Origin of the sequence: Micromonospora maris AB-18-032, assembly GCF_000204155.1 — a bacterium.
Taxonomy (GTDB): Bacteria; Actinomycetota; Actinomycetes; order Mycobacteriales; family Micromonosporaceae; genus Micromonospora; species Micromonospora gifhornensis.
Map to the genome: position 1 here is coordinate 1,555,890 of NC_015434.1, position 19,882 is coordinate 1,575,771.

Annotated in this window: 15 protein-coding genes; 11 read left to right on the forward strand and 4 right to left on the reverse strand. The window is 71.4% G+C overall.

Annotated elements, in window-relative coordinates; genetic code table 11:
* Positions 1-121: 121 nt before the first annotated feature.
* Positions 122-970: a YhjD/YihY/BrkB family envelope integrity protein gene (locus tag VAB18032_RS07185; RefSeq protein WP_013732127.1), complete on the reverse strand. Its 849-nt coding sequence runs from the start codon at positions 968-970 to the stop codon at positions 122-124.
* A 117-nt stretch (positions 971-1,087) separates the two neighbouring features.
* Between VAB18032_RS07185 and VAB18032_RS07190 the strand changes: the two genes are divergently transcribed.
* The 9 genes from VAB18032_RS07190 to VAB18032_RS07230 all read left to right on the forward strand — a co-directional run bounded on the left by VAB18032_RS07190 (position 1,088) and on the right by VAB18032_RS07230 (position 14,789).
* Positions 1,088-1,630 carry a GNAT family N-acetyltransferase gene (locus VAB18032_RS07190; RefSeq protein WP_013732128.1) on the forward strand — a complete coding sequence of 181 codons (543 nt, stop codon included), beginning with the start codon at positions 1,088-1,090 and terminating at the stop codon, positions 1,628-1,630.
* A gap of 126 nt (positions 1,631-1,756) precedes the next feature.
* A complete protein-coding gene (locus VAB18032_RS07195) occupies positions 1,757-4,321 on the forward strand; it encodes a M14 family metallopeptidase (RefSeq protein WP_013732129.1) in 2,565 nt (854 codons plus the stop codon).
* 160 nt (positions 4,322-4,481) lie between these two features.
* Positions 4,482-5,030 carry a GNAT family N-acetyltransferase gene (locus tag VAB18032_RS07200; RefSeq protein WP_013732130.1) on the forward strand — a complete coding sequence of 183 codons (549 nt, stop codon included), beginning with the start codon at positions 4,482-4,484 and terminating at the stop codon, positions 5,028-5,030.
* 74 nt (positions 5,031-5,104) lie between these two features.
* Entirely contained in the window at positions 5,105-5,770 is a 666-nt protein-coding gene (locus VAB18032_RS07205) for an endonuclease V (RefSeq protein WP_193386293.1), read from the forward strand.
* A 535-nt stretch (positions 5,771-6,305) separates the two neighbouring features.
* Positions 6,306-7,517: a 1-deoxy-D-xylulose-5-phosphate reductoisomerase gene (dxr, locus tag VAB18032_RS07210; protein WP_043719956.1), complete on the forward strand. Its 1,212-nt coding sequence runs from the start codon at positions 6,306-6,308 to the stop codon at positions 7,515-7,517.
* Positions 7,517-8,767, forward strand: a complete 1,251-nt coding sequence (locus tag VAB18032_RS07215; RefSeq protein ID WP_013732133.1) for a M50 family metallopeptidase — start codon at positions 7,517-7,519, stop codon at positions 8,765-8,767. Before dxr ends, VAB18032_RS07215 begins: the two co-directional genes overlap by 1 nt.
* 9 nt (positions 8,768-8,776) lie before the next feature.
* Positions 8,777-9,949 (forward strand): flavodoxin-dependent (E)-4-hydroxy-3-methylbut-2-enyl-diphosphate synthase, encoded by a 1,173-nt coding sequence (ispG, locus tag VAB18032_RS07220; protein ID WP_013732134.1) that lies wholly within the window; start codon positions 8,777-8,779, stop codon positions 9,947-9,949.
* Positions 9,950-10,143: 194 nt separating this feature from the next.
* Complete coding sequence (locus VAB18032_RS07225) at positions 10,144-10,983, forward strand: GNAT family N-acetyltransferase (protein WP_013732135.1); 840 nt, start codon at positions 10,144-10,146, stop codon at positions 10,981-10,983.
* Between the two features lie 155 nt (positions 10,984-11,138).
* A complete protein-coding gene (locus tag VAB18032_RS07230) occupies positions 11,139-14,789 on the forward strand; it encodes an ABC transporter ATP-binding protein (protein WP_013732136.1) in 3,651 nt (1,216 codons plus the stop codon).
* Between the two features lie 65 nt (positions 14,790-14,854).
* On the opposite strand, the gene VAB18032_RS07235 is transcribed toward VAB18032_RS07230, so the two are convergent.
* Genes VAB18032_RS07235 through VAB18032_RS07245 form a run of 3 tightly spaced genes read right to left on the reverse strand, consistent with a single transcriptional unit; the run spans position 14,855 to position 17,593 of the window.
* Entirely contained in the window at positions 14,855-15,922 is a 1,068-nt protein-coding gene (locus VAB18032_RS07235) for an NADH:flavin oxidoreductase/NADH oxidase (protein WP_013732137.1), read from the reverse strand.
* Complete coding sequence (locus VAB18032_RS07240) at positions 15,919-16,635, reverse strand: DUF998 domain-containing protein (protein ID WP_013732138.1); 717 nt, start codon at positions 16,633-16,635, stop codon at positions 15,919-15,921. Before VAB18032_RS07240 ends, VAB18032_RS07235 begins: the two co-directional genes overlap by 4 nt.
* A complete protein-coding gene (locus VAB18032_RS07245; RefSeq protein ID WP_013732139.1) occupies positions 16,628-17,593 on the reverse strand; it encodes a glutathione S-transferase family protein in 966 nt (321 codons plus the stop codon). Before VAB18032_RS07245 ends, VAB18032_RS07240 begins: the two co-directional genes overlap by 8 nt.
* A 107-nt stretch (positions 17,594-17,700) precedes the next feature.
* Between VAB18032_RS07245 and pcaF the strand changes: the two genes are divergently transcribed.
* Together pcaF and VAB18032_RS07255 are read left to right on the forward strand one after the other, a co-directional pair.
* Positions 17,701-18,903, forward strand: a complete 1,203-nt coding sequence (pcaF, locus tag VAB18032_RS07250; RefSeq protein WP_013732140.1) for a 3-oxoadipyl-CoA thiolase — start codon at positions 17,701-17,703, stop codon at positions 18,901-18,903.
* A 159-nt stretch (positions 18,904-19,062) separates the two neighbouring features.
* Positions 19,063-19,881 carry an SAM-dependent methyltransferase gene (locus VAB18032_RS07255; protein ID WP_013732141.1) on the forward strand — a complete coding sequence of 273 codons (819 nt, stop codon included), beginning with the start codon at positions 19,063-19,065 and terminating at the stop codon, positions 19,879-19,881.
* The last annotated feature ends 1 nt before the right edge of the window (position 19,882 follow it).

The following is a 19,882-nucleotide window of genomic DNA, read 5'->3' on the forward strand; positions in this document are numbered from 1 at the left end:
CCCGGTATGTAGGTGCCTGGCGCGGAATGACCTTGTCGCTCCGTGCGGGTCAGTATCGACTGCTCGGGATTGCGGCGCATCCAGGCGGGCGGACCGCAGTGCGACATGCTGTCGCGTTCGGCTAGGAGGTGACCGGTGCGGTGCGTCGCCTGCGGTCACGCCACCCGGACAGGGCGAGGGTGGCGGAGTAGCCGGCCAGGACGATGACGTGGAAGACGTAGAGCCACAGGAGGATGGCGACGGCGGCACCCACCTCGTCGAGGCCGCCGAAGGGGACGCCCAGGTCCAGCGGGAGCGAGGCGAACAGCACGAAGCCGTGCAGGAAACCGGAGAGGTTCGCCGCGGTGAACGAACCCACAAGCAGAGCCGACAGCCAGTCCGGTGACGCGCGACCGACCACCCGGAACACCCACAGCAGCACCGGGGTGAGCACCAGCCACACCGCCAGGAAGGAGAGCACCACGCCGAGCGCGCCGGCCCAGCCGCCCCGGCGGACCAGGCCGGTGGTGGTCGGCAGGGCCAGCAGGACGGCCAGCAGCAGCGCCGGGGCCGGCGCGAGCAGGGGCAGCAGCAACAGCCGACCCCGCCAGCCGATCAGGTGTTCATCGGAGCGGGGCGCGGCGACCGAGACGAACGCCCGACGCAGCCCTTCGCCGTACAGTGACGCGGGCAGCACGGCGGCCAGCGCGAGCCACGGCGTCAGATCCACCCCGGCCTCGACCAGGGCGGCCACCGCGTGCGGCGCACCGATCGCGTCGGGCAGTGCCTCCACGGCGTACGAGGTGAGCCGTCGTACCCGGTCGGCGCCCGCCACCAGCGTGGTCAGCCAGATCGCCAGCAGGGCCACCGGCACCACGGCGATCGCACCGTAGAACGTGATCGCGGCGGCGTGCAACGACAGATCCCGTCCGCGTACCGGCCGGAAGGCGGCCCGGGTGATCCGCTTCGTCCGCCGCCATGCCTCGCCCATCACGCCCCTGTTCCCCGTACCGGCTCCGCTCACGCCCGGGCTGCGCCGGCAGGGTGGCGGGCGGCGTGCTCGCGTGGTCGCGTCGAGGGGTTCGCGGCGACGTTAGGATCGCCAGCCATGACCGTAGCCAGCACCGACCGTCTCGTGCTGCGAGAGTGGACCGACTCGCCGGACGACCTCGCCCGGATCTTCGACATCTACTCCCGTGAGGACGTGATGCGTTGGCTCGGCGGGGGAGCGGGCCGGCTGCTCGACCCCGACCAGGCCGCCGAGCGGCTCGCCACCTGGCGGCAGCGGTACGCCCCGTACGACGGGCGGTACGGCCTCTGGGCGATCGAGGTCCGCGACACCCGGACGGTGGCCGGCAGCGTACTGCTCAAGCCGTTGCCCGGCGCCGACGGCCACACCCCGACCGACGACATCGAGGTGGGCTGGCATCTGCACCCTGATTCCTGGGGCCACGGCTATGCCACCGAGGCGGCCCGCGCCGTGCTGGCCCGCGAGTTCGCCGCAGGCAACCGCCAGGTGTACGCGGTGGTTATGCCGGGCAACGAGCGGTCGATGGCGGTCTGTCGGCGGCTCGGTATGTCCAGTCTGGGCCGACGCACCGACTGGTACGGCGGCACCGAAGTGGAGACCTTCGTCCTGACCGGCGAATAGGCAGGGGAGCGCTCCCGCTGGCTCGGCTATCGACTTGTGCTGTCGTCGCTGGTAGAACAGCCAATCATCGGCGCTGGCGATCAAGAGTCGCCACCTTGCGCCCACTCCTCGAAGCGAGGTATCTGCGTGGCTGTACGACGACCACTGATAGCCCTGATCTCCGCGGCGCTGCTGTTCGGACCGGCGTCCGCCGCCGTGGCGGCACCCCCCGACCCGGCGGAGCGCGGCCCGGCCGCTGCCTCACCGCGCGGCCAGTCCGACACCGAGCTGCCTTTCGGCGTCGGCCCCGGCCAGCGTGGACGCTCCGCCGACGCCCCCGGACGGCAGCCCGCCCAGCCGGCCGCAACGGCCAAACTGCCGGGCAAACCCCGCAACGATGTCATCGTCGACGTGCCGGTGGAGCTGACCGACGCGTCGATCCCGCTCAACCTCATCCCGTACCACGACATCCCGGCGGCCCTGCGCAACCTGCAGCGCAGCAACCGGATCAGCGTGGAGGTGATCGGCCAGTCCGTGCTCGGCCGGGACCTGCACCTGGTGGTGGCCACCGCACCGATGAGCGACGCCCAGTGGAAGACCTGGCAGCAGCTGTCGGACCTGCGGATCAACGACCCGCACGCGGCGCAGGCCAAGCTGGCCGCCGGCGGGTACGCCAACTGGCGCACCCCGCTGTTCGTCAACAACAACATCCACGGCAACGAGTGGGAAGGCACCGACGCCAGCCTCCAGATCCTGCAGGACCTGGCGTTCTCCACCGACCCGGCGATCGTGGACATGCTCAACAAGCACGTCTTCGCCTTCGTGGTCACCAACAACCCGGACGGCCGGGTGGCCGCGACCCGAGCCAACGCCAACGGCTTCGACATGAACCGTGACTACATCACGGCCTCGCAGCCGGAGGTCCGCGCGGTGCGGGCCCAGCTGGTCCGCTACAGCCCGCTGACCATGTTGGACATCCACGGGTACGTCAACTGCACGCTCATCGAGCCGACCACCGGCCCGCACGGCGACAACTACGAGTACGACCTGTACATCAAGCACGCGCTGCGCAACGGGCTGTCCATGGAGCGGGCCGTGCTGGCCACCGGCGAGACCCGGGCCAGCTGCGTCAACTCCGACGGCACCCGGCGCAACGACATCCCGTTCCGGGACCGCACCCAGGGCTGGGACGACTGGCCGCCGATCTTCACCCCGATGTACGCCATGTACCACGGCGCCATCGGCCACACCATCGAGGTGCCGCTCAACCCGCGCGGCAACCTGACCGTCGCCGAGCGCCACGAGCGCACCCGGATCAACACCGCCGTCGCCGCCGCCACCATCCGCGGCAACTTCGAGTACGCCACCCAGAACCGCGAGGAACTGCTCGCCAACCAGCTGGAGTGGTTCCGCCGTGGCGTCGACGGTGAGTCGACCCGGCCGATCGACGACCCGCTGGCCATCTCGCTGGCCCGCGGCGACAACGTCAAGACGCACCTGCAGGACTTCGCCCGCGCGTACGTCATCCCGGCCGGCAAGGACCAGCGCAGCGCCACCGCGGCGGCCCGGCTGGTGCAGTTCATGCTCGACAACGACCTTGAGGTGCAGCGCGCCTCGCGGCCGTTCAAGCTGGGCGGCACCCACTACGAGGCCGGCACCTACGTCGTCGACATGCGTCAGGCCAAGCGGGGCCTGGCCAGCACCCTGCTCGGGGTCGGGCGGGACGTGACGAACGACTTCAACGCGATGTACGACATCTCGGCCTGGAGCCACGGTCACCTCTGGGGCGCCACCGTGCAGCAGGTGGACGGCAACGTCACCCTGGACGACAAGGCGCTGCGCACGGTCACCGAGGCCCGCGCCACCGGTTCCGTGCCGCCGGGCAAGCAGGCCCACTACGGCCTGGTCGTCGACTCCGTGGCCGGCATCCAGGCGGTCAACCAGCTGCTCAACGACGGGGTACGGCTGTCCCGGACCGCCGACGGCACCTTCGTGGTGCCCGGTGACCTGACCGTCGTCCGCCAGGTCGCCGAGGCGTACGGGGTGGAGTTCATCCGGATGACCCCGCCGCAGGTCCGCAACACCACCCCGGTGTCGAAGACGCGCCTCGGTGTCGCCGCCAACGGTGGTGAGATCTTCGCCCTGCAGCAGATGGGCTTCCAGCCGATCTCGGTGACGCACACCGCGTTCAACAACGGCATCCTGTCCTTCGCCGACTTCGACGCCTTCTTCGTCTCGACGACGGCGTTCAACCCGTTGAGCCTCAACGCCACCCAGGCCGCCGCGTTCAACCAGTGGCTGGCCGACGGCGGCACCATCGTCGGGCGCGGGTCCAGCGGAAAGCAGTTCAACGACCGCGCCGGGCTGCTCGACGTGACAATCGCGGCGGGACGCAGCGACGCCAACGGCATCGTCAAGGTGATCAACGACCCGGCTTCGCCGATCACCGGTAACGCGCTGCCGACCGCGTTCGTCGACGCACCGCAGTACTTCACCCGCGTCGGGGACGGCGTCCGCGTCGACCAGCGCCTGGCCGCCGAGGGCTTCTTCCTCGCCGGGCACTGGGGTGGCCAGGAGGCCGCCGCCGGTCACGCGGTAGTGGTCAGTGGCGTGGCGAAGGGGGCGAACGTGACCCTGTTCGGCACCGAGCCGCTGTTCCGGGCTCACCCCGAGGGCCTGTACCCGCAGGTCGCCGCCGCCCTGTGGTGGTGAACTGACCAGCTCGGGTGATCGTTGCCCCGGCCGGTGCGCGATGCATCGGCCGGGGCAATTCGCTCCACCAGCTGATCGGGGGTGCCAAGGTCTACCTGGATCGCCCGTCGTGTTCCAAATGGTGTTGCGGCCAGGTCGGCGATAATTATGATCATGGTTCATGACGATCGCGACCACCGAGCGGCTACTCGTGCGGGACTGGACCGATCGGCCGGCGGACCTGGCCCGGCTGTTCGAGATCTACTCCCGGCCGGAGATCGCCCAGTGGCTCGGCGCCGCATCGAGGTTCCCGTTGACGGACCCGGCACAGGCGGCCGAGCTGCTGGCAAGGTGGCACCGACGACACGCGGCGTACGGCGAGCGGTACGGCCTGTGGGCGGTCGAGGTGCGCGAGACCGGCGTGGTGGTCGGCACGGTGATGATCAAGCCGTTGCCGGGGCGCGACGAGCAGGTGCTCACCGATGACATCGAGGTGGGCTGGCACCTACACCCGGAAGCCTGGGGCAACGGATACGCCACCGAAGCCGCACGCGCCTGCATGGAACGGGAATTCGCCACCGGCACACCGCTGATCCACGCGGTGATCGCCCCCGGCAACACCGCCTCGATGGCGGTGGCCCGCCGGCTCGGCATGACACCCGTCGGTCGCCGCAGCGACTGGTACGGCGGCGAGGAGCTGGAGACCTTCGTCCTGGCCCGCTCGGCGTGACTCGACCACCCGACCCCGGTGAGCAGCCCGCCCCTCCTGCCTCGGTAGCTCCTGCCTCGGTAGCTCCTGCCTTGGTGGCTCCTGCGACGGTGGCGGAGGCCGAGGGCATCCAGGAACAGTTGCGGCAGCGTCTCGACCTGCACGAACACCTGACCACCGCGCCACGACTCGTGGCCGGCGTCGACGTGTCGTACGACAGATCGTCGCCGTGTGTCACGGCCGCCGCGGTGGTCTTCGACCTGGCCACCGGCGTCGAGGTGGAGTCGGCCGTCGTGCCCGGCGAGGTGAGCTTCCCGTACGTTCCCGGGCTGCTGGCGTTTCGCGAGGTGCCGATCCTGCTGACGGCGCTCGACCGGCTCGCGGCGCGCCCGGACCTGGTGGTGTGCGACGGGTACGGCATCGCCCATCCCCGACGCTTCGGGCTGGCCTGTCACCTGGGCGTGGTCGCCGGGCTGCCGACCTTCGGGGTGGCGAAGACCCCCTTCGTCGCCGGGTACGACGAGCCGGGCGGAAGCCGGGGCGACTGGTCGCCACTGCGGGCCGACGGCGAGGTGCTGGGCCGGGTGCTGCGTACGCAGACCGGCGTCAAGCCGGTGTTCGTGTCGGTGGGCCACCGCACCACCCTGCATCAGGCGACCACGCTGACCCTCGACCTGAGCCCGCGCTACCGCCTCCCGGAGGTCATCCGCCGAGCCGATTTCCTCTCCCGCGAAGCCCTCCGCCGCGCGCAGCTCGATTGATCGGCGACGGCGAAGTCGGCGAGGGCCGTCGCAGCGAAGTGCTCAGGCCCTCAGGTTGTTGAGGTCAGCCGAAGGCTCGCAATGCTGTGTATGTCCGCCCGGCCCAGCCATGATCAGTCAGCAATTCGGCGGAATGGTGGTGACCACGGCAGGGGGACACCGCCGTTCGGGCGTAACGGTGTCGATCACGTCGGATGGCCTGACGATCAGCAGGGCTGGACAGTGTGACAGGGCAGGGTCTGACCGGAAGGAGATCGGGACGGGCGGTTAGGGCCTTGACGCCGGCTGGGTGTGGTTCGCTGGCCAGGTGGTGGCCGCACCGCTGTCGACATCGCCACGGCGGTGCTGCTCGGCGAGATCGTGTCTGCGGGTAACCGGCGCAGGGACGTCATCGACCGGCCGCGCGAGTACGCTGCCGCCGCAGTGCCGTTCTTCCTGCGGGTAGCTCGTTGTTAACAAGGGGCCCTTCCTCTACCGCAGGCGTTAATAAGGTGCCCTTCCTTCTCGCCCAGCGGCGTGGGGAAGAATGGGCGGCGTGAGTTCCCCCCGTGATCTTGTGTTGCTGGGTTCTACCGGGTCGATCGGTACCCAGGCCATCGACATCGTGCGACGCAACCCGGACCGGTTCCGGGTGGTGGCGCTGGGTGCCGGTGGCGGCAACGTCGGCCTGCTCGCCGCCCAGGCGCTCGAACTCGGCGTCGAGGCGGTCGGGGTGGCCAAGGCTTCCGCCGCCCAGGACCTCCAGTTGGCCTTCTACGCCGAGGCCAGTCGGCGGGGCTGGGCCAGCGGGGAGTTCAAGCTGCCCAAGATCGTGGCCGGGCCGGACGCGATGACCGAGTTGGCGCAGTGGCCCTGTGACGTCGTACTCAACGGGGTGGTGGGGTCCCTCGGGCTGGCGCCGACCCTGGCCGCGCTGCGCGCCGGTCGTACGCTCGCGTTGGCCAACAAGGAGTCCCTCGTCGCCGGCGGCTCGCTGGTCAAGGCCGCGGTGACGCGGCCGGAGCAGATCGTCCCGGTGGATTCGGAGCACACCGCCCTCGCCCAGTGCCTGCGCTCCGGCACCCGGGCCGAGGTACGCCGACTGATCGTCACCGCCAGTGGTGGGCCCTTCCGGGGTAAGCGACGCGACGAGTTGACAGCCGTCACGCCCGAGCAGGCCCTGGCACACCCGACCTGGAACATGGGGCCGGTGGTCACGATCAACTCGGCGACCATGGTCAACAAGGCGCTGGAGGTGATCGAGGCGCACGAGCTGTTCGACGTGCCGTACGCCGACATCACCGTGATGATCCATCCGACCTCGGTGATCCACTCGATGGTGGAGTTCGTCGACGGTTCCACGATCGCCCAGGCCAGCCCGCCGGACATGCGGCTGCCGATCGCCCTCGGCCTCGGCTGGCCGGACCGGGTGCCGGACGCCGCCGCCGCCGTCGACTGGACGACCAGTCACACCTGGGAGTTCGCGCCCCTCGACGACGAGGCGTTCCCGGCGGTGGCGCTGGCCAAGGCGGCCGGTGAGGCGGGGCGCTGCCGACCGGCGATCTACAACGCGGCGAACGAGGAGTGCGTCGCGGCGTTCGTCGCCGGGCGACTGCCCTTCCTCGGCATCGTCGACACGCTACAGCGAGTGCTGGAGGGAGCTCCCGATTTCGGTGAACCGGGTACCGTCGAGGACGTACTCGAAGCCGAGTCGTGGGCCCGCGCGCACGCGCAGGAGATCATCGCTGCTGCGGTGGAAGGAGCTTGATGTCGTTCGCGTTCGGGGTGGCGCTGTTCGCCCTCGGCATCCTGGTTTCGGTCAGCCTGCACGAGGCCGGCCACATGCTCACCGCCAAGGCCTTCGGCATGAAGGTCACCCGCTACTTCGTCGGCTTCGGCCCGACGATCTTCTCCTTCAAGCGGGGCGAGACCGAGTACGGCCTCAAGGGCATCCCGCTCGGTGGCTTCTGCAAGATCGTCGGCATGACGCCGCAGGACGACGACGTCGAGCCCGGCGACGAGAAGCGGGCCATGTGGCGCTACCCGGTGTGGAAGCGGACCATCGTGATGTCCGCCGGGTCGATCACCCACTTCGGGTTGGCGATCTTCGCGGCCTGGCTGGCGGCGATGACCTTCGGCCTGCCCAACCCCGACTTCCCGCGGGACGAGCAGCAGATCCGCGCCGAGCCCGCGGTGATCGCCATCCAGGACTGCGTCCTGCCGGACACCACCTACCGGGAGTGCGCCGCGGGCGACGCGGCAAGCCCCGCCGGGGCGGCCGGGCTGCGCAACGGCGACCGGATCACCTCGATCAACGGCACCCCGATCAACAACTACGGCGAGCTGCTGACCACGCTGCGGGCCACCACCCCGGGCAGCACCGCCACCATCGGGTACGAGCGCGACGGCCAGCCCGGCACCACCGAGACCACCCTGGCGACCACCAAGCGTCCGCCGATCGACAACCCGGACGGCCCGGTCACCGAGGTCTCCGCGCTCGGCGTCGGCCTGGTCCTGAGCACCCCGGGTCTGGTCTCCTACGGTCCGGTGGAGGCCGTCGGCGCGACCAGCACCTTCATCGGCGACATGGCGGTGGCCACCGCGAAGGCGTTGCAGCGCCTGCCGGAGAAGATCCCCGCGCTCTGGACCGCCATCACCGGCGGCGAACGCGACATCGACACCCCGATCAGCGTGGTCGGCGCCAGCGTGCTCGGCGGCGAGGCCGTCGCCAACAACGCCTGGGAAATCTTCATCATGTTGTTCATCTCGCTGAACTTCTTCATCGGGGTGTTCAACCTGCTGCCGCTGCTGCCACTGGACGGCGGCCACATCGCCATCGCCTGGTTCGAGCGGGCCCGCTCCTGGGTGTACGCGCGACTGCGCCGCCCCGACCCGGGCCGCGTCGACTACTTCAAACTGATGCCCTTCACGTACGTGGTGATCCTGATCGGTGGGGTGTTCACCCTGCTCACGATCACTGCGGACGTCGTCAACCCGATCACCCTCTTCCCAAGGTGAGTGCCTGAAGTGACAGCTGTCAGCCTCGGTATCCCTGCCGTACCGCCGCCGCCGCTGGCCCCCCGCCGGGCGAGCCGCCAGATCATGGTCGGTTCGGTGCCGGTCGGTGGTGGCGCGCCGGTTTCCGTGCAGTCGATGACCACCACCCTGACCGCCGACGTCAACGCCACTCTCCAGCAGATCGCCGAGCTGACCGCCTCCGGCTGCCAGATCGTCCGGGTCGCGGTGCCCAGCCAGGACGACGTGGAGGCGTTGCCGGCGATCGCCCGCAAGTCACAGATCCCGGTCATCGCCGACATCCACTTCCAGCCGAAGTACGTCTTCGCCGCGATCGACGCCGGCTGCGCGGCCGTGCGGGTCAACCCCGGCAACATCCGTCAGTTCGACGACAAGGTCAAGGAGATCGCCGCAGCGGCCTCCGCCACCGGTACGCCGATCCGCATCGGCGTCAACGCCGGTTCCCTGGACAAGCGGCTGCTCGCCAAGTACGGCAAGGCCACTGCCGAAGCCCTGGTCGAGTCGGCGCTGTGGGAGTGCTCGCTGTTCGAGGAGCACGGCTTCCGGGACATCAAGATCTCGGTCAAGCACAACGACCCGGTGGTGATGATCCGGGCGTACCGCCAACTCGCCGAGCAGTGCGACTACCCGCTGCACCTGGGCGTGACCGAGGCCGGCCCGGCCTTCCAGGGCACCATCAAGTCGGCGGTCGCCTTCGGCGCGCTGCTGGCCGAGGGGATCGGCGACACCATCCGGGTGTCGCTGTCCGCGCCGCCGGTCGAGGAGATCAAGGTCGGCAACCAGATCCTGGAGTCCCTCGGGCTGCGCGAGCGCGGCCTGGAGATCGTCTCCTGCCCGTCCTGCGGGCGTGCCCAGGTGGACGTCTACAAGCTCGCCGAGGAGGTCACCGCCGGCCTGGAAGGGCTGCCGGTGCCGCTGCGGGTGGCCGTGATGGGCTGCGTGGTCAACGGCCCCGGCGAGGCCCGCGAGGCCGACCTGGGTGTCGCCTCCGGCAACGGCAAGGGGCAGATCTTCGTCAAGGGCCAGGTCGTCAAGACCGTGCCCGAGGGGCAGATCGTGGAGACCCTCATCGAAGAGGCGCTGCGGCTGGCCGACGAGATGGGCGCCGAACTGCCCGAGGAACTGCGCGGCCTGCTCCCCGGCGCCACCGTCACCGTCCACTGACCCACCCCACAGTCGCCCATGATCGTGCTCGATGTGGGATCGAGTGGCTTGTGCTCGTGACGAGACCACTCGATCTGTGATCGAGCGCGATCTTGAGCGGGGGAATGGGGTGTCGGGTGCCCTCGACGCGGAAGGTGGCGGGGACGGTTACCGTCCGCCAACACGACTCGGGCGGATCTGGCAGGCTGGTAACCGTGCTGACGGCGCCGGTGCGGCAACTGGGTGAGTCAGAGCGTCGCGCGGTCGAGCGGCTGCTCGACCTCGACCCGTACGCGGGTGCGCAGGTCGCGGAGCGGATCGCCGCGCGTGGGCTGGCGTGGTGGCGGGCCGAGGGGCGGGTGCTCGGGTACGGCTCCCGCCGGCAGCTCGAATCGGTCTGCTGGCTGGGCGGCAACCTGACCCCGGTGCTGGCCACCCGACAGGCGACCGCCGCCTTCGCCGATCTGCTCGCCGGTGAGGACCGGATCTGCTCGTCGATCGTGGGACGGGCCGACGCGGTGCTGGAACTGTGGGACCGGCTCTCCGACACCTGGGGGCCGGCCCGGGACGTACGCCCCAATCAGCCGTTGCTGGCCACCGAGGCGTTGCCCAGGGTCCCCGCCGACCCGCACGTACGCCTGGTTCGTGGCAGTGAGCTCGACCTGCTCTTTCCGGCGGCCGTGGCGATGTACACCGAGGAGGTCGGCGTCTCGCCGCTGGCCGAGGACGCCGGGCGCGGGTACCGCCGCCGGGTCACCGAGATGATCCGCTCGGGTCGGGCGTACGCCCGGATTGTCGATGGTCAGGTGGTCTTCAAGGCGGAGCTCGCGGTTGTCACCCGGCACACGGCGCAGGTCCAGGGGGTCTGGGTGGCGCCCGAGTGGCGTGGGCGTGGGATCGCGACGGCGGCGATGGCGGCCGTGGTGCGCGACGCGCTCAACCGGGTCGCCCCGACGGTGAGCCTGTACGTCAACGATTTCAATCTGCCCGCCCGGCGGGTCTACGAGCGGTGCGGGTTCCGCCCGGTCGGCACGCTGGCGACCGTGCTGTTCTGAGCCGCCTGACTGCTCGGTGGTCCCCCGCTGGTGACTACGGCACGCGACCCGGCGGAAAGCAACGGGTCGGGCCGGATTGCGCAAAAAAGGCGTTGAAGCGGCACGGTCCTGCCCTCAGGCTAGAACCTTCGCCATCACACCGGAGGACGCGACCCGTGCGACTGCTTCGTGATCTGTGGGTCACTTCGCCCCGCAGGATGACCCTGGTGGCCGTTCTGGTCGTGATGGGCGGCATCGGCCAGGCGGCCACCGCCGCGCTGGCCGGGCCGGTGCTGGTGAACCGGTCCGTCGTCTTCTTCGTGCTGCTGACGATCGCCCTGACCGCCGCTGTCCTCAGCGACCTGGTGGTCAGCCTGGTGATGGCCGGGGTGACCGCCGACTGGTCCGCCGACCTGCGCCGCCGGCTCTGTCGGGTGGCGCTGGGGCAACCCGTGCCCGCCCTGGAGACGACGCCGGTCGGGGAGATGCTCGACCGCATCGACGGTGACGTCTACGACGTGGCCTCCGGGGTACGCGGCCCGGGCATCCGGCTGGCCCAGTCGTTGGCGGTGGGTGTGGTGGCCACCCTGGTCGCGATCACCGTCTGGTGGCCGGCCGGAATCGGCATGCTGCTGGTGACCGTCCTGCTCGCGGTCACCCTGCGCCGGCCCGCCGGTCGGATCGCCCCGGCGCGGATGAAGGAGGAGGCGGCCTGGTCCGACCTGGCGGCGGTGATGGAGGAGTCCATCCACGGCCAGGACGACGTACGCACCAGCCTGGCCCGGCCGTACGTGCTGCGCCTGTACGCCCGCCGGGCGTCCGAGGTGCTCCGCCGCGGACTGCGGGTCTGGCGGATGGGTGCGCAGGTGAACGCCATCGCGGCCGGGGTGACCCGGGCCGGCATCGCGCTGGTGGTGCTGGGCGGGGTGTGGGCGTTCGGCACCGGCCGGGTGGACGCCGCCCAGTTGACTGCGATCTGGCTGCTCGCGCTCTCCCTGGGCATGACCGTCGAACACGTCAGCCGGATGGTGCCCGACGTGCAGTACGCCCTCGGCGCCTGGGGTCGGGTGCAACTGCTGCAGAACGCCGAGCAGGAACCGACCGGCGGCGACTCCCCGGTCGACGGGGACCTGGTCATCCGTGACCTGACCTTCCGTTACCCGGTCGAGTCGGAGGCCGAGCGGGGTCCGGCGCTGCGCGAGGTCAACCTGACCTTCGTCCGCGGCCGGTCGTACGCGCTTGTCGGGCGGACCGGCTCGGGCAAGTCGACGCTGGCCAAGGTGCTCACCCGGGCTGTCGACGTGCCGGCCGGCACGGTGCTGCTCGGCGGGCGGGACGTGCTCGACCTGGACGTGGAGGAGCTACGTCGGTGGATCGCCGTGGTGCCGCAGCGTACCGAGATCCTGGCCGGCACCCTCGCCGAGAACGTGGCGCTGTTCGACCCCGAACTGCTCGACGCCGCCGAACGGGCCCTGCACGAGCTGGACCTGGCCGGCTGGATCGCCGAGCTGCCCGCCGGCCTGAACACCCGGCTCGGCGAGGGCGGGCATGTGCTGTCGGCCGGGCAGGAGCAGTTGGTCGCCTTCGCCCGCATCCTGGTCCGCGACCCGCACGTGGTGATCCTGGACGAGGCCACCGCCCGGCTCGACCCGGTCACCGAGGCACGGGTACAGCGGGCCACCTCGCGGCTGCTGCGCGACCGGATCGGCATCGTCATCGCGCACCGGCTCTCCTCCGTACGCGAGTGCGACGAGGTGGTGGTGCTGGCCGACGGCGCGGTGGTGGAGGCCGGCCCGCTGGCCAGTTCCCGCCGCTTCGCCGAGCTGCTCGCGGCCAGCCACGCGGACACGTACGACGCCGCCGTGCTCGTGCGATCCGACGGCGCGCAGGGTGAACCGGCGTTGGTCGGGGCCGCCTCGACGGAGTTGGCCGCCGGCGCGTTCCCCGACGCTGCCGCGCTGTCGGGTGGCCCGCTCGGCGGTGAACGCGGCGGATCGTCGATGCCGGGCGTCGAGCGGTCCGCCGACGATCCCGCGCCGGTCGTCGGACCCGAACCGGTCGAGCCGGTCGAGGGACGCCAGGGCGGCGGGCGTACCGAGGGCGGCGGTGACGTGCCGGCAGGTGGGCCGGGGGTGGAGCGTCGACCGGCGTCCCGGTTCCAGACGATGCGGGAGATCGTCCGGCTCTGCCTCAACGATCCCCGCTACGGCCTGGCAGCCATCGGCATCTTCTCCGTACTGACCGTGTTCGGTCTGGACGGGCCGTTGCTGGCCTGGCTCTGGGTCGACGTGGTGGACGGCACCGGTAGTCCGTGGCTGCCCGCGTTGGGCATCGCGGCCGGCCTGATCCTCGCCATTCCCGCCAACTACTGGACCCACCTGTGGTTCCCCGCCTGGTTCGTCCGGCAGATGCTGCGAATCAGTGCCCGCCTGGTGCACGGGCAGACCGGTCCACGCCGGATCAGTCGGCACAGCCCCGCCGAGGTGGTGGCCCAGGGCGGTGACACCGAACGCGTCGTCCAACTGGCCGACAACGTGCTGGATCAGACGGTCGCGGTGATCCTGCTGGTGGTGATGACCGTGGTCACCGACAGCGTGGTGCCGGGGCTGTTCTTCATCGGCACGATGGTGCTGTCCGGGCTGGCCGCGACGGCGTTCGGGCCGCGACTGGAACGCGCGGCCCGCGACACGGTGGCCGCCCGCGCCGCCTTCGCCACCGCGCTGGTGTCCAGCCTTTCGGCGGCCCGGACGGTGAAGCTCGCCGGGGCCACCCGGCCGGTACTGACCCACCTGGCCGGCCTCGACACGGTCCGCAGCGACCGGCAGCGTCGGGAGATCGCCGTGCAGGTGTGGGCCCGGTCCACCCCGGCACTGGCCAGCGGCCTGCTGCCGATCGGCGTCTGGGCGCTGTATCTGTCCGGCGGTCTGACCGCCGGGGCGGCGCTGGTCGCGGTCGCCACGCTGGGCGCGGCCCGCTGGTTCGCGTGGACCACCGCGTCGCTGGTCTCGCAGGTGCCGTCGGCTCGGGTGTGGACGCGTCGGACGGTGGAGATGGCCGGCGTCGAGGCGTACTCGGCGCGGATCCCGGGTGTCGATCTCATGGCAGGGACGGCGCCCGCCCCACCGCAGGCGCCGCGTACCCCGCTGCGTCGGCTGGAGCTGACCAATTTCGGCGTACGGCACACCGACGGCACCGTGGCGGTACGCGATGTCAACCTGACCGTGGAGCGTGGCCAGCTCGTCCTGATCGTCGGCCCGGTCGGTTCGGGCAAGTCCTCCCTGCTGCGCGCCCTGGCCGGGATCGCCCCGCACATCGGGCAGTTGACCTGGAACGACGATCCGGTCACCGAGCCGGAGTTGTTCCTGCGCCCCAACCAGGTCGGCTACGTCGGCCAGTTGCCCCGGGTGCTCTCCGGCACGGTCGCCGACAACATCACCCTCGGGCATCCGGTCGACGCCCGGCACGCGGTGGCCACCGCCCAGCTGGAACACGACCTGGCGGCCACCGGCAGCGGGCTCGGGCTGCTCATCGGGCACAAGGGCACCCGGCTCTCCGGCGGCCAACTCCAGCGCCTGGCGCTGGCCCGGGCGTTGGCGCCGCGCACCGAACTGCTGGTCGCCGACGACGTCTCCTCCGCGTTGGACGTCACCACCGAGCTGGCACTGTGGCAGGCGCTGCGCGAGCACGGTGTGACAGTCGTCGGCTCCACGTCGAAGCGGGCCGCGCTGGTGCGGGCCGACCATGTCGTGGTGCTCACCGACGGTGTGGTGGCGGCCCAGGGGCCGTGGTGCGACCTGGAAGACAAGTGGGGCCACCTGGCGGGCTGAGCCCGGCAGTGCCACCCAGCGGGCTGAGCCCGGCAGTGTGACCTGCCGGGCTCAGCCTCGGGCCTTCAGGCCGCCCGCAGGTACGGCTCGGGCCAGGTGGTCTCCGCGCCGAGCTTGGCGGCGGCCTGGCGCGGCCAGTACGGATTACGCAGCAGCTCGCGACCGAGCAGCACCAGGTCGGCTTCGCCGTCCGCGATGATCGCCTCGGCCTGTTCCGGCTCGACGATCAGGCCGACCGCCCCGGTGGGCACCTGCGCCTCCCGGCGCACCTGGGCGGCGAGCGGCACCTGGTAACCACGGCCGACCGGGACGGTGGCGTTCGGCGACGCCCCGCCCGACGAACAGTCGACCAGGTCGACCCCGGCCCGGGCCAGCTCGACGGCGAGCGCCACGCTGTCGTCGACCGTCCAGCCGCCCTCGACCCAGTCGGTGGCCGAGATCCGGGCCAGTACCGGCACCTGCTCACCGACGGCGGCGCGGACCGCGCGGGCGACCTCCAGGGTCAGCCGCATCCGCCCGGCCCGGTCGCCGCCCCAGGCGTCGGTGCGGTGGTTGGTCAGCGGGGACAGGAACTCGTGCAGCAGGTAGCCGTGTGCCGCGTGCACCTCCACGGCGGCGAATCCGGCGGCCAGTGCCCGGTCGGCCGCCACCGCGAACGCCTCCACCACGGCGGCGATGCCCGCCTCGTCCAGGGCGGTCGGCGTCCGGTACTCCGGGAGGAACGGCTGCTCGGTGGGCCCGACCGGAGTCCACCCGCCCTCGGCGTCGGGTACTCCGCCCCGATGCGGGTCCCAGGGCCGGTAGGTCGACGCCTTGAACCCGGCGTGCGCGAGCTGTACGACGGGCACCGCGCCGTGGGCGGCCACGAACCGGGTCACCGGACGCCAGGCGTCGACGTGCCGGTCGGACCAGATGCCGGTGTCCTGCGGGCTGATCCGTCCCTCGGGCAGCACCGCGGTCGCCTCGGTCATCACCAGGCCGGCGCCACCGACCGCCCGTGTACCGAGGTGCACCAGGTGCCAGTCGTGGGGGAGGCCGTCGGGGCCGGCACTGTACTGACACATGGGGGCCAGCGCGATCCGGTTGGGCAGGGTGACCGCGCGCAGCGTCAGCGGTGTGAACAACGTACTCATGGGTTCATCTTCTCGCGGTCGCCAGGATCCGCGGTCGCCAGGATCGCGGCGGTGACCACACCCCAGGCGACGATCACCAGCAGCAGCAGTCGTTCCAGCAGGCCGGCCAGCGTTCCCCGGCCGACGAGCAGCATGGCGAGGCCGAGCGCGCCCGCCAGCGGCAGGGCCGCCGCCACGCAGATCGTGGCGGTGCGGCGCAGCGGCGCCGCTGCCCGGGAGACCAGGATCGCGATCATGGCGAGGACCGTGGCACCGGCGGCGACGATGCTCGCCGCGCCGTGCACCAGATCCGCCACGGTGGGTGTCTCGAACGGCGGTAACGGGCAGCCGTCGCTACAGGTCACCGCGCCGGACAGGGCGGTGGCCACCGCCCCGACGACGAGCAGCACCACCGCGATCCGCACGGCTCTGTCGGGCTGTCGCGCCGGTCGGGACGCGGCGTCGTCAGCGGGCTGGTCGCGTAGGGCCGCGGCGAGCAGCAGGAGCGCGGCACCCAGGGTGAGCACCCCGAGCCGGTACGTCCAGGCGTAGATGCTGTCGGCCACGCCGGCCTCGCTGACGTACCCGGTCAGGCCCGGGCCGGGACCGGCGACCACGGCGAACGTCGCCGCGACCGCGCCGACGAGCACGCAGACCGCCGCGCCCGTGGCACGGCGCTCGACCACACCCGCGGCACGGCGCTCGGCCACGTCCGTGGCTCGGCGCTCAGCCACGTCCGTGCGGCGTCGTCCAGCCGTGCAGGTCCGGGCCGAGCGGCACGATGCCGGTCGGGTTGATCTCGTGATGGGTGGCGTAGTAGTGCCGCTTGATGTGGTCGAAGTCGACTGTCTCCCCGAAACCGGGGGTGGTGAACAGATCCCGGGCGTACGCCCACAGCACCGGCATCTCGGTGAGCTTGCGCCGGTTGCACTTGAAGTGTCCGTGGTACGCCACGTCGAAGCGGACCAGCGTGACGAACAGCCGCACGTCCGCCTCGGTGATCGTGTCGCCCATCAGGTACCGCTGCTCGGCCAGCCGCAGCGACAGCGCGTCCAAGCGTGCGAACAGCGCCGTGTACGCCTCGTCGTACGCCTGCTGGGAGGTCGCGAAGCCGCACCGGTAGACGCCGTTGTTGACGTCGCGGTGGATGTCTGCCATCAGCTGGTCCATCTCCGGGCGCAGCTCGACCGGGTACAGATCCGGTGCGTCCGGTGCGTGCAGCCGCCGCCACTCGGTGGACAGGTCCAGGGTGAGCTGCGGATAGTCGTTGGTGACCACCCGCCCGGTGACGGTGTCGATCAGCGCCGGCACGGTGACCCGGCCGGTGTAGTCGGGATCGGTGGCCAGGTACGCCTCGGCGAGGAAGCCGACGCCCAGCACCGGGTCGAAGCCGTCCGGGTCGAGGGTGAACCGCCAGCCCCGCTCGTCGCGGATCGGATCGACGGTGCCCAGTGAGATGGCCTCGTCCAGGCCCAGCAGATTGCGGACGATCAGCGCCCGGTGCGACCACGGGCAGGCCCGGCACCAGATCAGCCGGTACCGGCCGGGCTCCAGCGGCCAGCGGTCCTGTTCGTCCGGCCCGGCACCGGGCGGCGAACCGGAGTGCGGGGTGACCCGACCGGTGAACCGGTTGGGTTGACGGACGAACGCGCCGGCCTCACTGGTCTCCGCGCTGAACTGGGCTCCTGCCATGCCGACAAACCTATCCGGACTCGGCGGCGATATCCTGGCGGCAGGACGTCCTGGTTGATCCGCTGGACGCTCCCCACCCCTGCCTTCCCACCCCCGAAGGACTCGCGATGACCGTGGCATACCTGGTGGCCGGTGTCCGCACCCCGATCGGCCGGTACGCGGGCGCCCTCGCCGGCGTACGCCCCGACGACCTGGCCGCGCACGTGATCCGCGAACTGGTCGCCCGGCACCCGTCGGTGGACTGGTCCCGCACCGACGACGTGGTGTTCGGCTGCGCCAACCAGGCCGGTGAGGACAACCGCAACGTGGCCCGGATGGCGGCGCTGCTCGGCGGCCTGCCGGAGCAGGTCTCCGGCAGCACGGTCAACCGGCTCTGCGGCTCCGGCCTCGACGCGCTGGCCACCGCCGCGCGGGCGATCGTCGCCGGGGAGGCCGATCTGATGGTCGCCGGCGGGGTGGAGAGCATGAGCCGGGCCCCGTTCGTCATGCCGAAGGCCACCAGCGCCTTCTCCCGCGCCGCCGAGATGTACGACACCACGATCGGCTGGCGGCTGGTCAACCCGCTGATGGAGCAGGGCTGGGGGGTCGACTCGATGCCGGAGACGGCGGAGAACGTCGCCGTCGAGTTCGGTGTCGACCGGCTCGCCCAGGACGAGTTCGCGTACCGCTCGCAGATGCGGGCCGCCAAGGCGCAGGCCGACGGCCGGCTGGCCGAGGAGATCGTGCCGGTGACCGTGCCTGCCGGTCGGCGCGAGACGCGGCTGGTCGAGGTCGACGAGCACCCCCGGCAGACCTCGATGGAGAAGCTGGGCGCGCTGCCCACCCCGTTCCGTACCGGCGGCACGGTGACCGCCGGCAACTCCTCCGGGGTCAACGACGGTGCGGTGGCGCTGCTGGTCGCCTCGCAGCGGGCCGTCGAGGAGTACGGTCTCACCCCGCTGGCCCGCGTCGTCGGGACGGCGACGGCCGGGGTGCCGCCGCGGATCATGGGCATCGGCCCGGTGCCGGCGACCCGGCGACTGCTTCAGCGGCAGGGCCTCTCCGTGACCGACCTCGACGTGATCGAGTTGAACGAGGCGTTCGCCGCCCAGTCCGTCGCGGTGCTGCGGGAGTTGGGCCTGCCCGAGGACGCCGAACACGTCAACCCGAACGGTGGGGCCATCGCGCTGGGCCACCCGCTCGGTGCCAGCGGCGCCCGGCTCGCGCTCACCGCCGCGCTGGAGCTGCGTCGCCGGGGCGGCCGCCGAGCCGTCGCCACCATGTGTGTCGGCGTCGGCCAGGGCATCTCCATGCTGCTCGAAGCCGCCTGACGGCCGGGTCGAGGCTGCTTGATCGCCGGGCCGGCGCTGCCTGACCGGGCGCGCCGGCACGGTCGCCGGACAAAGGCGGTTGTGGATCTCCCAGGGTGTGGCGCGCGGGCCTAGAGTAGGCAGCGTTACTTGATCCGTCGCGACGACTTGGGGTAACCAGTGCAGCAGCCGGACGGAGCACCCATCGAGATCGACCTTTCCCGGCCCAGCGCGGCCCGGGTGTACGACTATTTCCTGGGCGGTGCCCACAACTTCGAGGTCGACCGGCAGTTGGCCGACCAGATCGCGGCGATGACGCCGAACCTGCCGGCGACCATGCGGGCGGGTCGGGAGTTCCTGCGCCGGGCCGTACGCGTGCTGCTCGACGCCGGCATCGACCAGTTCCTCGACATCGGCTCGGGCATCCCCACCGTCGGCAACGTGCACGAGGTCGCCCAGGCCGCCAACCCGCAGGCCCGGGTGGTCTACGTCGACATCGACCCGGTGGCGGTGGCGCACAGTCGGCAACTGCTGGCCGGCAACGAGTCGACCGGCGTCATCCACGCCGACCTGCGCGACCCGCAGCGGATTCTCGCCGAGACCCGGGCGTTGCACCTGCTCGACTTCGACCGGCCACTGGGCATCCTGCTGGCCGGCGTGGTCCACTTCGTACCCGACGCCGACCGGCCCGGCGACATCCTGGCCACCCTGCGGGCCGCCGCCGCACCCGGCAGCCACCTGGTGATCTCGCACTCCACCTTCGAGGACCAGCCGCAGGAGATGCTTGACGCGCAGCGGCTCTCGGCGCGTACCAGCACCGAGATCACGCTCCGGTCGCGGGCCGAGATCACCTCGTTCTTCGGCGACTGGACGATCCTCGAACCGGGCGTGGTGCACATGGAGCTGTGGCGTCCGGACTCGCCGTCCGACGTGGCCGCCGACGCGCAACGCTTCGGTGCCTTCGGCGCGGTGGCTCGCAACGACGACGTAGCGGGGTGAC